Source organism: Bradyrhizobium retamae (genome assembly GCF_001440415.1).
Classification (GTDB): Bacteria; Pseudomonadota; Alphaproteobacteria; order Rhizobiales; family Xanthobacteraceae; genus Bradyrhizobium; species Bradyrhizobium retamae.
Genome location: NZ_LLYA01000146.1, coordinates 105,112 through 118,090 on the forward strand (window position 1 = coordinate 105,112; position 12,979 = coordinate 118,090).

General features: G+C 63.9%; 10 protein-coding genes. 4 read left to right on the forward strand and 6 right to left on the reverse strand.

The window, feature by feature from the left end; translation table 11 throughout:
• Positions 1–26: 26 nt before the first annotated feature.
• From CQ13_RS17130 to rfaD, 4 genes are all read right to left on the reverse strand, one after another.
• Complete coding sequence (locus tag CQ13_RS17130; protein ID WP_057844021.1) at positions 27–1,943, reverse strand: SDR family NAD(P)-dependent oxidoreductase; 1,917 nt, start codon at positions 1,941–1,943, stop codon at positions 27–29.
• Between the two features lie 85 nt (positions 1,944–2,028).
• A complete protein-coding gene (locus CQ13_RS17135; protein ID WP_057844022.1) occupies positions 2,029–3,318 on the reverse strand; it encodes an O-antigen ligase family protein in 1,290 nt (429 codons plus the stop codon).
• Positions 3,315–4,787, reverse strand: coding sequence for a D-glycero-beta-D-manno-heptose-7-phosphate kinase (rfaE1, locus tag CQ13_RS17140; protein WP_057844023.1), 1,473 nt, complete (start codon positions 4,785–4,787; stop codon positions 3,315–3,317). Before rfaE1 ends, CQ13_RS17135 begins: the two co-directional genes overlap by 4 nt.
• Before the next feature lie 18 nt (positions 4,788–4,805).
• Positions 4,806–5,783 carry an ADP-glyceromanno-heptose 6-epimerase gene (gene rfaD, locus CQ13_RS17145; RefSeq protein ID WP_057844024.1) on the reverse strand — a complete coding sequence of 326 codons (978 nt, stop codon included), beginning with the start codon at positions 5,781–5,783 and terminating at the stop codon, positions 4,806–4,808.
• A 195-nt stretch (positions 5,784–5,978) separates the two neighbouring features.
• Between rfaD and waaF the strand changes: the two genes are divergently transcribed.
• Positions 5,979–7,013 (forward strand): lipopolysaccharide heptosyltransferase II, encoded by a 1,035-nt coding sequence (waaF, locus tag CQ13_RS17150; protein ID WP_430649692.1) that lies wholly within the window; start codon positions 5,979–5,981, stop codon positions 7,011–7,013.
• On the opposite strand, the gene CQ13_RS17155 is transcribed toward waaF, so the two are convergent.
• The gene (locus tag CQ13_RS17155) at positions 6,995–8,041 is read right to left on the reverse strand and encodes a glycosyltransferase family 4 protein (RefSeq protein WP_057844026.1); all 1,047 of its coding nucleotides are present in this window, start codon (positions 8,039–8,041) and stop codon (positions 6,995–6,997) included. The two genes, waaF and CQ13_RS17155, sit on opposite strands and share 19 nt — an antisense overlap.
• Before the next feature lie 128 nt (positions 8,042–8,169).
• On the opposite strand from CQ13_RS17155, the gene galE reads away from it, so the two are divergent.
• From galE to CQ13_RS17170, 3 genes are all read left to right on the forward strand, one after another.
• Entirely contained in the window at positions 8,170–9,183 is a 1,014-nt protein-coding gene (gene galE / locus CQ13_RS17160) for a UDP-glucose 4-epimerase GalE (protein WP_057844027.1), read from the forward strand.
• 104 nt (positions 9,184–9,287) lie between these two features.
• A complete protein-coding gene (locus CQ13_RS17165; RefSeq protein WP_057844028.1) occupies positions 9,288–11,108 on the forward strand; it encodes an ABC transporter ATP-binding protein in 1,821 nt (606 codons plus the stop codon).
• 99 nt (positions 11,109–11,207) lie between these two features.
• Positions 11,208–11,909 (forward strand): fumarylacetoacetate hydrolase family protein, encoded by a 702-nt coding sequence (locus CQ13_RS17170; RefSeq protein ID WP_057844029.1) that lies wholly within the window; start codon positions 11,208–11,210, stop codon positions 11,907–11,909.
• Positions 11,910–11,973: 64 nt separating this feature from the next.
• On the opposite strand, the gene fcl is transcribed toward CQ13_RS17170, so the two are convergent.
• Positions 11,974–12,930 (reverse strand): GDP-L-fucose synthase, encoded by a 957-nt coding sequence (fcl, locus tag CQ13_RS17175; protein WP_057844030.1) that lies wholly within the window; start codon positions 12,928–12,930, stop codon positions 11,974–11,976.
• Between the last annotated feature and the right edge of the window lie 49 nt (positions 12,931–12,979).

Below are 12,979 nucleotides of genomic sequence, written 5' to 3' on the forward strand. Positions count from 1 at the left end.
GGGACCAACCGGGCGAGGCAGCAAAATCAGGCGGCGTTCGATCCGAATTCCGGCACGGCATCCTTGAGCACCGCGCGGATGGTGGAGCGGTCATCCCGCGCGATTGCATCCTCCAGCGCAGCAAGCCATTTTCGCAAGGTCTGCATCGGCGGCTCATTCGGCTTCGCCGCCATGATGCCGGCGACCCCGATCTCGACCGGCGGCTCCTCGGTGGCGAACAGTATCTCGTTCAGCCGCTCGCCCGGCCGCATGCCGGTGAACACTACCTCGATGTCGACGCCCGGTTCGAGGCCGGACAGGCGGATCATCCGCTCTGCAAGCTCCACGATTTTGACCGGCTGTCCCATGTTGAGAACATAGACGGAGACGTCGGGCCGCGCCGGCGTCAGTGCGTGCGTGGCTGCGGTCAGCACGAGGTCGCAGGCTTCGCGGATCGTCATGAAGTACCGGACCATGTCCGGATGCGTCACCGTAACAGGACCGCCGGCCTCGATCTGCGCCTTGAATTTCGGCACCACCGATCCGTTCGAGGCCAGTACGTTGCCGAACCGCACTGAGATCAGCCTCATGTGCGGCTTGCCCTCCGATTGCGTCATCAGGTCGTGGTCGAACGCCTGGCAATACATTTCGGCGAAGCGCTTGGTCAGTCCCAGCATCGAGACCGGCTCGATCGCCTTGTCGGTCGAGATCATCACCATGGCTTCGGCGCCCGCCGCCTGCGCGGCGTCGGCGACATTGACCGAACCGAAGATGTTGGTCTTGACGCCCTCGCTCCAATCGCGCTCGAGGATCGGCACGTGCTTCAGCGCTGCGGCATGAAACACGATATCGGGCTTGAACTCCCGCATCAGGCCCATGATCCGTTCACGATCGCGGATGTCGGCGATCCGGCCCTCGACGGCGACATTGGCTGCCCGTGCCGTCAGCGCTTCCGTGACCGCGTAAAGCGCCGGTTCCGAGTGCTCGATCACCAATAGCCGCGCGGCGCCAAAGGTCGCGACGCGGTCGCATATCTCCGAACCGATCGAGCCGCCGCCGCCGGTGACGATCACCGATTTGCCCTTCACCAGCGCTTCAAGCCGCGCGTAGTCGATCTTCTCGCTTGGCCGCAGCAAAAGGTCTTCGACGGCGACATTGGTCAGCCTCGGCACGTCGCCGCTTTCGAGCGACGGCAGGCGGCTGACGAACAGCCCGAGCCGCTTGGCCCGCATCAGAACCGCCTCGGGGTGCGCCTCGGGTTCGAACGCCGACGGCGTCATGACGACCCGCGAAATCGGCTTTCCCCGTCCGGCATAATCGCGGACCACGTCCTCGACGTCGTCGATCCCGCCCAGCACCGGCACGTTGCGGATCGACTGCCCGCGGTCCGCGGCCGAAGGCGACAGCACGCCAACGGGCCAAAGCTGCTTGACTGCGCCGCTCTCGATCGCGCGCAACAGCACCTCGGCGTCGGCGGCGCGGCCGATCAACAGCGTCGCCGATGCGCCTTCGGTCCGGGCATGGCGGCGAACCCGCGTGTAACGGAAATAACGATAGCCGAAGCGGAGCGCGCTCAGCGCGAACACCTGCAGAAACCAGTAGAGAACGATGGTGACACGGCCGAACAGCACCGGCGTCTTGCCGTTCGATGCGGCGAAAATGAAGGCATAGTCCAACACGACGAGCGTTACCGCCAGAAGGGTCGCCACGCGCAGGATATTCAGTGCATCGGGAAGCGAAATGAAACGCCATTTCGTCGTCGTCAGATTGAAGACGTAGCAGATAACGATGCTGAAGGCGACGAAGAGGGGCAGAATGCGCAGCAGCAGCGGCAGGCGGGCATAGAAGCCCTCGCCTCCCTCGAAGCGCAGGTAGAAGCTTGCGAGCAGCGCAAGCGCGGTCACCAACGCATCATGCGCTGCGATCAGGTAATTGCGACGGGTCAGTTGCGAAAGAGGCGTCATTCCATTGGCCGGCTGCGGAAACGATCGGGATTCGCGGGGCGTCCCTCGCCCGCTGATATCTTATCTGCGGCGTGCATGCCAGCAATCATGGCCGGACTGTTCCGGAAGATTCCGCCCCTTCCGATCTGGCGCGCAGCACCATGCCTCCGGCAACTCCGACGCCCAGCACATACATCCAGCCTTCATGGAAGTCGAAGATGTGGGAGTTGAACAGCGAGGTGAAGATGTTCTGCACTACGACCAAAAGCCCGATCCAATTCGCAAGCCCATCGCCACGGAACAGGAGCAGATGCAACAGCCACATCGCGTACAGTATGACGACACCGGCAATGCCCCATTGCACCGCGACGTTGAGCGTCTGGTTATGGGGGTTTCCGATCACTTCGCTGCTGGCCTGGTATGAGTCGTGCGTGGCGACGCGCTCGAACAGGCCGCGCGTCGCGCCCGTGCCATGACCGATCAGCGGTGCCTCGGCAAAGAAGCCGAGAGACTTCCGCCAGAACTCGAGCCGCAGCCCAATCGATGTCGGAATGTTTTTTTCCTTGTAGAGCTGGTAGTCCCGGGCAAACGTCTCCGCGGTCCGGCGCAATGCCGGCGAGGTCTGCCAGGCAACGGCGGCGAACGCGGCCGCTACGCACAGGATGACGACGATGCTGCGCCACTTCAGATGCAGCAGCGCAAACACCGCGAACATGATCGGCACCGTGACCAATGCCGTGCGCGACACCACCAGGAACGCCATGTTGACGAAGAAGCCGAAGGCGATGGCGGTGAGCAGCACGGCCAGCGCAATCCGCTTTGCCCGCAGCAGCATGATGACCGGATAGGCCAACGCAACCGCGCACAGCGTGAATTCCTGGCTCTGGGCGATGTAGTTCTTGACAAAGATGCCGCGCGCGGCGAGCTCCGGCGTCCGCAACGAAAGTTCGGGACGCAAAAACACCAGCCAGGACATCAGCATCAACAGCGTGCACGAAGCGAGGAACGCCACCAGCACCCACGCCCCGCGCGCCGAGCGCTCGAAATGATAGAGCAGGACCGGAAGCACCAGGAGCTTCGCGGCCGGCCCCACGGCATAGAATCGCGCGCCCCAAGCGGCGTCCGACCACAGGGTTCCGACAAGCGCCAGAACGAACAGGACGATCGGCAGCGCGGAAATCGGACGCTTCAGCGAGGCAAGAAAGCCCTTCAACTCGACCGTCGGCGCAACCGTGACCAGAAGCACAGCGCCGAGAATACCGACCAGCGAAGTCGACCATGGCAGCGACAGCGCAAGCAGGACCGCGACGACGTCGCTCACCTTCATCCATGCCGCCGGATCGCGCCAGGTCGGCAGCGCCTTGGCGATCGGCGACGAAGCTGCGTTCGCGCTCACGCCTTGCCTCCTCGGGCGCGGCCGACCAGCGACGTCGTGCTGTGGCCCGGCAGGATATCGACGAGCACGACCTCGCCGCCGGTAGCCTCGACGATCTCGTGGCCGACGACCTGCTCGCGCGTATAATCGCCGCCCTTGACTAGCACGCTCGGCCTCACCAGCGTGATCAGGTCGATCGGCGTGTCCTCCGCGAAGATCGCAACGAGATCGACCGCCTCCAACGCTGCCAGCACTTCGGCGCGCGCCCGCTCATCCTGCACCGGGCGTCCCTCGCCCTTCAATCGTTTCACCGAGGCATCGCTGTTGAGGCCGACGATCAGGCGGTCGCAGGCGCCGCGCGCCGCCGTCAGCACCTTGACGTGGCCGGGATGCAGAATATCGAAGCAGCCATTGGTGAAGCCGATGCGCAGCCCCTGCCGGCGCCACTCTGCCAGATGCACGGCGAGATCGCCGCCTGCCGGCACGATCTTCTCTTCGGCCGCCAGCGACGCATGCGGCAGGATTTTCCGCCGCAGCTCCGCGGGCGTCACGGTAGCGGTGCCTTTCTTCCCGACCGCGACCGCGGCCGCGGCGTTCGCCATCCTGAGCGCCGTCTCCCAGTCGGCTTGGGCCGCAAGCGTCAGCGCCAGCACTGCGGCGACCGTGTCACCCGCGCCCGAGACGTCGCGTACCTTGACCGGAATCGCCGGCACATGGATCGCTTCGCCGCCGCGAACCACCAGCGTCATACCGTGTTCGCTTTGCGTCACCAGCATGGCCTCGCAGTCGGCGAGATACATCGCGTCCTGCGCCGCCTCGGCAATGTTCTGGTCGGTGTCGGCGCGGCTGCGGGTGGCTTCGGCAAACTCCTTGCGGTTGGGAGTCAGCAGCGTGGCGCCGCGATAGATCGCAAAATTGGCGCTCTTGGGATCGACGATCACGCGCTTGCCGAGCTTTTTCGCGGCGTCGATGATGTTGCGGATGACGCGCGCCGTCAGCACGCCCTTGGCATAGTCGGACAGCAGCACGATGTCGGCGCGGGGCACAAGCGGCAGAATTGCATCGATCAGCCGCTGCTCGACATCGGCCGAGGCCGGCACGGCCAGCTCCCAATCCGCGCGCAGCATGTGGGTGGAAAAATGCTCGGAGACGAAGCGCACCTTGCGCGTGGTCGGGCGGGAAGAATCTGATACCAGCACGGCCTCGATCAGGCCTTCCCGCGCCAGATCGGCCTTCAGCTTCGCACCCGCCTCGTCTTCGCCGATCAGGCCGGCAAAGATGCAGCGGGCACCGAGCGAGGTGATGTTGCGCGCGACGTTGCCGGCACCGCCAACATTGGTCTCGCTACGCTGGACCGCGATAACGGGCGCCGGCGCTTCCGGCGAAACACGGGATACGTCGCCATAGACGAACTCGTCGAGCATGAGATCGCCGACGCAGAGCACGGTCTGATTTGGGATCGCCTGGCTCAGGGCTTCAAAATCGAACATCTGTCTACCTGGTGCCCATCAGCGAAAGCGATCGGGACGATCGAGAAAAATCTTCACATAGGTTTCGACCGCGTCTTCCAGCGCCGTGAAGCCGCCATTATACCCGGCGTTCAGCAGCCGATCGACCTCGCTCTGGGTGAAGTATTGATAGCTGCCGCGGATCTGCTCGGGCATGTCGATATACTGGATGTTCGGTGTAATGCCGAGCGCGGCATAGGCCGACAGCATCAGATCGCGAAAGCTGCGCGCCGTGCCGGTTCCGACGTTGAAGATGCCGCTGACATCAGGCGTCGAGAGCAGCCACATCGTGACGCGCACGACGTCGTCGACATAGATGAAGTCGCGCCGCTGGTCCCCGTCGGCGATCCCTTCCCGATGCGACTTGAACAATTGCACCGGACGGCCGGCCTTGATGTCGTCGAAGCGCCGCGCCAACACGCTCATCATCGTGCCCTTGTGATATTCGTTGGGGCCGAACACGTTGAAGAACTTCAATCCCGCCCATTGCGGCGGCAGCCGTTCGCCGCGCGCTGAGCGTTCGGCGACCGCCATGTCGAACAAATGCTTGCTCCAGCCATAGAGGTTCATCGGCCGCAACCGCTTCAGCGCGTCCATTGACTGATCGTCGCCAAACCCCTGCTCGCCGTCGCCATAGGTCGCGGCCGACGACGCGTAGATCAGCGGCGTGGCGTTGGCCGTGCACCAGTCGAGCAACCGCATCGACAGACGGAAATTGGTCTCGATCACCAGGTCGCCGTCGGTTGCCGTGGTCTCGGAGATGGCGCCGAGATGGACGACGGCTTCCAGCCGGCGGCCCTTCAGCCAGTCCATCAGTTCCGAAGGCGGTACAAAATCGGCCAGCCGGCGTTTGGCCAGATTGCGCCATTTGCCGTCATGGCCGAGCACGTCGCACACGACGACGTCCCGGCCGGCGTCATTCAACGCAGCCACGACGTTCGACCCGATAAAACCGGCGCCCCCGGTCACCAGCAACATGCCATCCCCTGCCATGATCGTTCGGGCGAAAGCTTTGCCTCACTCCCGCGCGGCAGGCAACTTTGCTTCTCGGCGAACCGAACACCGAATCGACCGGCTTTACGTGTCGCCTTGGAGCGGTTACCGACGAGCCGGCAACTGGTTAGCGGCGAAACAAGCCAAGATATGAACTTCAATTCATCAAATAGGATCGAAATGGAAGATAGCGCCGACGTCAGGCCTACTCTGATCGTTCCCTATATGTGGATTGGCGACTTCGTTCGCGGCCATACCGTGGTGCGGGTATTGAAGCAGCGCTGGCCGAACCGCCCGGTGGACCTGCTCGTCACCTCCCTCTGCGCGCCGCTGGTCGATTATATGCCGGGCGTCCGCGCCGGAATTGTCTGGGACCTGCCCCGCAGCCGGCTTGCTTTGGCCAAGCAAAGAGAACTGGCCGCCGAACTGCGCGCCCGCGGCTATGGAACCGCCCTCGTCCTGCCCCGCACTTGGAAGGCGGCGATTGCGCCCGCGCTGGCCGGGATCCCTGAGCGTGTCGGCTTTTTCGGCGAGGCGCGATTCGGGCTGATCAACCGGATCCGCTGGGGCGAAAAGGCCCTGCCCCGCTTTATCGACAAGAATGCCGCGCTGGCGCTGCCCAACAGCGCGCCGCTGCCTCCGGAATGGCCGGTGCCGCAGCTCGCGGTTCCGCCGGAGGAAACCGCCCGCTGGCGGCAGGCCAACGGGCTCGGCACCGGTCCCGCCGTAGCGCTCGGCCCGGGCTCCGTCGGCGCCTCAAAACGATGGACCTATTATCCGGAAGCCGCGCGGCTCCTGATCGAGCGCGGCTTCGACGTCTGGGTGGTCGGCGGTCCCGGCGAAAAGACGCTGGCGCAGGAAATCGTCTCCGCCACCGGCGGCAAGGCCCGCGACCTCACGGGGACTGACTTGCGCAACGGTATCCTGGCGATGGCGGCGGCGAGCGTCGCGATCTCGAACGACTCCGGCCTGATGCACATCGCGGCTGCGATCGGCACGCCGACCATGGGCATTTTCGGCCCCACCAGCCCCTATCTCTGGGCGCCGCTAAACGGCCTTGCCGCCACGGTGCTGCAGACCAAATCGAAACTGTCCTGCCAGCCCTGCCAGCGCACGGTCTGCACGATGAACGATCACCGCTGCATGCGCGACATCGCGGCGGCCGAGGTGACCGACATCGCGCAGCGCGTGATGGCTCAATCCAGCGTGCGATAGACTGCGGCGATCGCATTAGCCTCCGCCTCAAGACTGAACTTTTCCAGCACGCGCGCACGCGCCCGCCCGCCCATCGCATGTGCCGAGGCCGGATCGCGCATCAAAGGCTCAAGCGCCGCGACCAGGGCCTCAGTATCGCCCGGCGGCGTCAGCACGCCGGTCACACCGTCCTCGACCACGAACTCCGCTGCGCCTGCCCGCGCCGCCACCAGCGCTGCACCTGCCGCCATCGCCTCGATCAGCGTCAGGCCAAAGCCTTCGTTGCGCGAGGTGAAGGCGTAGATCGTCAGCCGCTGATACCAGCGCTGCACTTCCTCGATTTCGAGCTCGCCGGTGATGACGATGCGCGATTGCAGCCCGGCCGCCTCGATCTGCCGTTTCAAACCGTCGGCAAAACCCTGCTGCTCCGGCACGACCGCGCCGACGATGACAGCGGTGAAATCGGGATAGCGCGGCAGCAACCGGCACATCGCCTCGACGAAGACATCCGTACCCTTTTGCGCGCGCACGCGGCCAAAGCAGCCGATCGCGTAATGTCCCGGCAGTCTCGCCTCGGCGAACGCCGCGGCGCGATCGGTCGGCGGCGCGTAGGCGTTGGTGTCGACGCCATGCATCACGACCGTCGCCTCGCGTTTGAGAAACGACGCCGACAGTTCGGAGGTTGCGATCACGGCATCCATCTGCCGGATCAGCCATCGCGTCAGCCAGGTGTGATGCCGCTGCGCCGCCGAGGTGAAGACCAGTTTCAGCGGCCAGCCCAGCGCACGCAGCAAGACGCTGACAATCATCTCGTCGTTGCGCCGCGCGTGCCAGATCACGGAGTTACGGCGCCGCCAGAGTTTCAACATATCCGCAAAGCCCATCCGCGTGATACCGTCGGGCACGTGCGGCCCGAGCCATGCTGCGCGGTACATCTGCGCGAGCTTCGGCGCCACCATCCGGTTGGTCGCCGTGACGCCCGAATAGCGCCTGTGCAGATTCGGCACGATGAGCTGCAGATCACTGGCCAAATTGTTCTCGATCGGCACGTCCGGCTCCGTTTCGGCCAGTTCCTATACGCAACATTAAGCATAGTGGCCAGTTCGCCGACGCCGAAACCCCCTCTTCACCGCGAGCCCCTAACATTGCCCTCCAAATAAATCGGGAGAGGTGACCCATGACCGTGCTCGTCACCGGTGGCGCCGGCTATATCGGAAGTCATACGGTTCATGCGCTGGTGGATGCCGGCGAAAGCGTCGTCGTGATCGACAACCTGTCCACCGGATTCTCCTCACTTTTGCCCCGCCCCGTGCCGCTGTTCATCGGAGACGCCGGCGACGAAAACCTCGTCGAGGGCGTGATCGCCCAACACCGTGTCGAGAGCATCATTCATTTCGCGGGCTCCGTTGTGGTGCCGGATTCGATGCGCGATCCGCTCGGCTATTACCGCAACAATACCATGACGACCCGCAGCCTCTTGAATTCAGCCGTGAAGGGTGGTGTCAGCCGCTTCATCTTTTCGTCGACGGCTGCCGTCTACGGCAATCCGGACCAAGTACCGGTGCCGGAACATGCACCGACGCGGCCGATGTCGCCTTACGGCTCTTCCAAGCTGATGACCGAAATCATGCTGCATGACGTCGTGAGTGCACACGACATGAAGTATGTCGTGCTGCGCTATTTCAACGTCGCCGGCGCCGATCCGAACGGCCGCTGCGGCCTCTCGACTGTCGGCGCGACGCATCTGCTCAAGATTGCGGTCGAAGCCGCCACCGGACAGCGCGCCAAGGTCGACGTGTACGGAACCGACTACCCGACGCCGGATGGAAGCTGCATCCGCGATTTCATCCATGTCAGCGATCTCGCGGAGGCCCATCGAGCCGCGCTGTCGTACCTGCGAGGCGGCGGAAGCTCGATCACGCTCAACTGCGGCTACGGCCGCGGATACTCGGTGCTGGAAACCATCGAGGCCGTCCGCCGCGTCTCGATGCGCAATTTCGCGGTTCAGTATGCGCCGCGCCGCCCCGGCGACATCGTGACCATGGTTGCTGATACCAGCCGCATTCGTTCGATGCTTGAGTGGACGCCGCAATACGACAATCTCGAAACCATTGCCGGCCACGCGCTGACCTGGGAAAAGAGGCTGTTCAGCGAACGCGGAAGCCTTCCGCAGCGTGCGGAATCGGCCTGAAATCAAGCGCTTATTGGGCTTGAAAAAGCCCCTCTAAGCAGGCAAGGAGGCCTCGCAGCAGCCCTGACGCGCCGGGCTATCCAGGTGCCGTCAATGGAACGCGGATGACCGAACTTCCTACAGAAACTCCGAAGAAAATCACCGACGACCCATATGGTGCGGCGATCCTGATTCGGCGCCTCGTCGCTGAACAGGGGCTCGCCTACTGGCGGCGCTATCTGCTCGCCTTTTCGCTGATGGGACTAGCGGCGGTGACAACCGCGGGTTCCGCCTACCTGCTCGGCGAGGTCATCAACGAGGCCTATGTCGACAAGGATGTGCGCGGGATTGCGCTCTTGTCGCTGGTCACCGTCGTCATCTTTACGATCAAGGGTGCGGCGACCTACGGACACACCGTGATCCTGTCGCAGATCGGCAATGCGATCCTCGCGAATAACCAGCGCCGGCTGTTTGCCAAGCTGATGAGCGAAAACATCGCGTTCTTCTCCGAGCGGCATTCGTCGGAATTCCTGGCGCGGCTCACTGCTGGCGCCACCGCGGTGACGCAGGTGCTCAATCTCCTGATCAACGCCATCGGCCGCGATCTGCTGTCGCTGATCGCGCTCGTCGTCGTCATGGTGATGACCGATCCCCTGATGGCGCTGCTCGGTTTTGCGGTGGCGCCGCCGGCGATGATCGTGCTGCGCAAGCTGGTGAAGCGCATCAAGGGTCTTGCACACAACCAGTTCTCCGGCACTGCCGACATCATGGAGACGATGCAGGAATCGCTGCAGGGCATCCGCACCGTGAAAGCCTTTACGCTCGAACAGGCGATGCGCGAACGGATCGACGCCAGCATCGCCGCGGTCGAGCGCAACGCCAACAAGATGGCGCGCGTTTCCAACCGCTCCAGCCCATTGATGGAAACCCTCGGCGGCTTCGCGATCGCGGGCGGCCTGATGTATGGCGGCTATCGCGTGGTCGCGATGGGCGCTTCGCCCGGCCAGTTCTTTTCATTCCTGACCGCGTTCCTATTGGCCTATGAGCCGGCCAAGCGGCTGGCGCGGCTCAACATCGAGCTCAACAGCAACCTGATCGGCGCGCGCAAGCTGCTCGAAATCGTCGACAGCCCACCGAGCGAGCCCGACGACAGTGACAAGCCGACGCTGAAACTCACTGACGCGCGGGTCGAGTTCCGCGACGTAACCTTCGGCTACCGGCCAGACGAGCCGGTCCTCAATCGCATGAGCTTCGTCGCCGAGCCCGGCAAGACCACCGCGCTGGTCGGCCCCTCCGGCGGCGGCAAGTCTACGGTGCTCGCGCTGCTGCTGCGGCTCTACGAGGTGAACCAAGGCGAAATCCTGGTCGACGGCCAGAACATTTCCAGCGTGTCGCGGCAATCGCTGCGGCGGCAGACCGCCTATGTCGGACAGGACGTCTATTTGTTCCGCGACACGATCGGCGCCAACATCGCCTTCGGCAAGGAAGGCGCCAGCCAGGACGAGATCGTGGCGGCGGCGAAGGCGGCCTGCGCGCACGATTTCATCATGGGCTTTCCACTCGGCTACGACACGCCGGTCGGGGAGCACGGCACGCAGCTATCCGGCGGCCAGCGCCAGCGCATCGCAGTGGCCCGGGCGCTGATCAAGAACGCGCCGATCATCTTGCTCGATGAGGCGACCGCGGCGCTCGATTCCGAGTCCGAGAAAGCCGTGCAGGAGGCGATCGAGCATCTTTGCCAGAACCGCACCACCATCGTGATCGCCCACCGCCTGCACACCATCATGCATGCCGATGCCATCCTGGTGGTCGAGGCCGGTGAGATCGTCGAACGCGGCCAGCACGACGATTTGCTGCACCGCGGCGGGCGTTATGCTTCCTTCTTCCGCCTGCAGCAGCGCGAAGCCGGTCCGCCCAGTCTGGCGCCGGTCAGCGCAACCGCGTAAAAGCTAGAGCATGATCCGGAAGAGTGGGCACCGGTTTTCCGAAAAGATCATGCTCAACTAGAAGACTCCGGAATTCCACCGTAACCCGAGACCCTTTTCATGACCGCAGCCTCCTACGTCATATCAGCAGCCCCACAGCCCGCGCTTCCCGTCGTCGGCGAGACTGGCTCCTATCCGGTTCGCCGCATCTGGTGCGTCGGGCGCAACTATCTCGAGCACATCAGAGAGATGGGCAATGACGAGCGTGCGCCGCCGTTCTTCTTCGCCAAGCACGCCGACATGCTGGTGCCCGACGGCGCCACGATTCCCTATCCGCCGCTGACCAAGGACCTGCATCACGAAGTCGAACTGATCGTCGCGATGAAGAGCGGCGGCCTCAACATCCCGGCCGACAAGGCGCTCGATCATGTCTACGGCTACGCCGTCGGTATCGACCTCACCCGCCGCGACCTGCAGATCGCCTCGCGCAAGAAGGAGCGGCCGTGGGAAGTCGGAAAGTCCTTCGACTATTCCGCGCCCTGCTCCGCTATCCAGCCCGCATCCAAGATCGGCCACCCTGCCAAGGGCAAGATCTGGCTGACGGTCAACGGCAAGGAAACGCAGAAGGGCGACCTCACCGAACTGATCTGGAGCGTGCCCGAAATCATCTGGCAGCTCTCGCAGCAGGTGAAACTCGCCGCCGGCGACATCATCATGACCGGCACGCCGGCCGGAGTCTCGCAGCTCAATCCCGGCGACAAGATCGAGTGCGGCGTCGACGGTGTCGGCACGCTGAAGGTGAATATCGGCAAGCCGGAATAGGCCGACGGTACTTTCGACAGCAAGAAGCCCCGGGTACATCCGGGGCTTTTTATCGCAGGAAGACCTATTTCTGCGTCACTGCGTGCTCGCTGAGATAAGCTTGGTAGGCGAGCCGGATGCCGTCCTCGAGCTTCGTGCTGGCGCGCCAGCCGAGTTTGGCCAGACGGCTGACGTCGAGCAATTTTCGCGAGGTACCGTCCGGGCGCGAGGCATCAAAACCGATCTCGCCGCTGTAGCCGACGGTCGCCGCGACCACGCGGGCGAAATCGGCGATCGTGATGTCCTCGCCGGTGCCGATATTGACCAGTTCGCGATCCGAATAGGCCTTCATCAAGTGGATGCAGGCATCGGCAAGGTCGTCGACGTAGAGGAATTCGCGCCGCGGCGTGCCGGTGCCCCAGACCACGACGTTGTCAGCACCGGCAACCTTGGCTTCGTGAAAGCGGCGGATCAGCGCGGCGACGACGTGGCTGTATTCGGGATGATAATTGTCGCCGCGCCCATAAAGGTTGGTCGGCATCACATTGATGAAGTCGGCGCCGTACTGGCTGCGATAGGCCTCCACCATCTTGATCCCGGCGATCTTGGCAATCGCATAGGGCTCGTTGGTCGGCTCCAGCGGCCCCGTCAGCATGGAGTCCTCGCGCAACGGCTGCGGCGCCAGCTTGGGATAGATGCAGGACGAGCCTAAGAACATCAGCTTCTCGGCGCCGTGGACATGCGCCGCATGGATCACGCTCGAAGCAATCGCCAGATTGTCGTAGAGGAATTCGGCGCGCAGCGTGTTGTTGGCGACGATGCCGCCGACCTTGGCGGCCGCCAGAAACACCACCTGGGGCCTGTTGGCGGCAAACCAGCGGTTGACCGCGGCCTGATCGCGCAGATCGACCTCGCTGCGAGTTGCCGTCAGCAGTTCGACGTGTTCCGCAGCCAGCCGGCGCACCAGCGCGGCGCCGACCATGCCGCGGTGGCCGGCGACGTAGACCGTCTTGCCCTTCAGCTCAAACGGCAGGCTTGCCATTGGCGACCTCCCGCTTCGCTTCCTCGAGATCGTTCGTGACCATTTCCTT

Excerpts from the sequence above, each read along its gene's own strand:
- waaF (WP_430649692.1), top strand. The coding sequence starts at position 5,979 with ATGGAAGATAGCGCCGACGTCAGGCCTACTCTGATCGTTCCCTATATG.
- CQ13_RS17130 (WP_057844021.1), bottom strand. The coding sequence starts at position 1,943 with ATGACGCCTCTTTCGCAACTGACCCGTCGCAATTACCTGATCGCAGCG.
- fcl (WP_057844030.1), bottom strand. The coding sequence starts at position 12,930 with ATGGCAAGCCTGCCGTTTGAGCTGAAGGGCAAGACGGTCTACGTCGCC.
- CQ13_RS17165 (WP_057844028.1), top strand. The coding sequence starts at position 9,288 with ATGACCGAACTTCCTACAGAAACTCCGAAGAAAATCACCGACGACCCA.
- rfaD (WP_057844024.1), bottom strand. The coding sequence starts at position 5,783 with ATGTTGCTGGTGACCGGGGGCGCCGGTTTTATCGGGTCGAACGTCGTG.
- galE (WP_057844027.1), top strand. The coding sequence starts at position 8,170 with ATGACCGTGCTCGTCACCGGTGGCGCCGGCTATATCGGAAGTCATACG.
- CQ13_RS17170 (WP_057844029.1), top strand. The coding sequence starts at position 11,208 with ATGACCGCAGCCTCCTACGTCATATCAGCAGCCCCACAGCCCGCGCTT.
- rfaE1 (WP_057844023.1), bottom strand. The coding sequence starts at position 4,787 with ATGTTCGATTTTGAAGCCCTGAGCCAGGCGATCCCAAATCAGACCGTG.